At 70.7% G+C, this 1,370-nt stretch carries 1 protein-coding gene and 1 pseudogene; both read right to left on the bottom strand.

Translation table 11 applies throughout. From position 1 onward, the window contains the following. Positions 1–677: pseudogene (locus tag G7A99_RS19820) on the bottom strand (hypothetical protein); the annotation flags it as partial. Positions 678–705: 28 nt separating this feature from the next. Continuing rightward, positions 706–1,370 (bottom strand): GNAT family N-acetyltransferase (locus G7A99_RS19815; RefSeq protein WP_163143485.1); only part of this gene is annotated, 665 nt, incomplete at its 5' end.

Here is a 1,370-nt window from a genome sequence, read left to right as displayed (position 1 = left end):
AAACGTACGCCGCCGCCGGCCTCGGCCTCCCGCGCCTGGGACCAGGTGAGCGGCCGGTATCCCGCCGGCGGCGAGGCCGGCAGACGCACACCGGCGCGTTCGGCAACCTCGGCGACCACCGCCTCCACGTGATCGCCGTCCATATCCTTGCATTCGGCCAGGACCTCGCGGACGGCGAGCCGGCGCTGCTCCGGGGTGTCCAGCGGGCAGCGCAGCCGTCGCCCGCCCAGCTCCAGCTCGAGCCCGGGCCGTGCGGCGTTGCGGAAGGCGTAGTCGATACGGGCATCCCAGGGCCAGAGCACCCCGTCGACAAAGTCGGTGATCAGGAACACGGTGACCGGACAACCGAAACGACGGAACACCGGCAGCCCGACACGCAGCTGATCCTCAAAACCGTCGTCCATGGTGAACGCCACCGCATTGCCGAGTGCCGGCCGGCCATCGGCGAGACGCCGGAAGACCTCGCTCAGGGGCAGGAAGGCGTGCCCGTGTCGGCGCAGACAGCCGAGCAGCTCCGCCAGGGCGCGTGGCGAATGCCCGGGCGTTCCCGTCTCCGGATCCTCGAAGCGGTGCAGCATGAAGATGGTTGCCCGCTCCGTGGTCAGTGGTGAGAACAGGCGGGCCACCGTCGGCGCCGCCGCCGTGTGAACCAGGGCACGCTTGATCAGCCCCTTCATCGCCACCCCTCCTCCTTACCCGCCCGGCTCACCCGAGCAACGAGTCCAGGCCCACCTCCGGCACCCCGCGGCCGATGACGTGCATCCCGCCGGACCAGGGACCGCCCCGCCAGCGGTAGCCGCCGAACGGCCAACGCCGGGCACGCAGCCGGGCAACCGGGACGAAACCGAGCCGCTCGTGGGAGCGCCGCGAATGCACGTTCAGCCGGTCCACCACGGCATAGCAGGCGCCACCGCGCGGAACATTCACCACCGCCGTGGCGGCGAGACTGAGGAACGCCCCGCGCAGCCGGTGACCGGGAACAACATAGCCATGGCCCAGCATCACGTCGCCGGGACGCAGGCGCAGGTGGATCGCGGCACGTCCCGGACCGCGTCCCGCCTCGAAACGATCATGGAAGACCCAGCCGTAGGCCACCACCTCGTCTTCGTACCGCACGACCAGACAGCGCTGGCCGTCGGCGAGGTAGGCGCGATAGTCCGCCTCCCGTTCGACCGCCCCGGCGGGGTCCTCCAGCGCGGCGACCACCGGCAACTCCGCCTCGCGCACCTCGCCACCCTCGTAGGCCGTGCTGACGCGACGCATCGGACGCTCGTTCAGCTCGGTGAGCCGCAACACGTGCATCTCGGCGAGATCGAACAGCCACGGCGGCAGATAGCCGTTGACGCAGAGCACCTCCTGCACCAGATCCA

Source organism: Arhodomonas sp. KWT (assembly GCF_010993615.1).
Note: the sequence above shows the minus strand (reverse complement) of the source record. Positions and strands in the feature narration are given on the sequence as shown.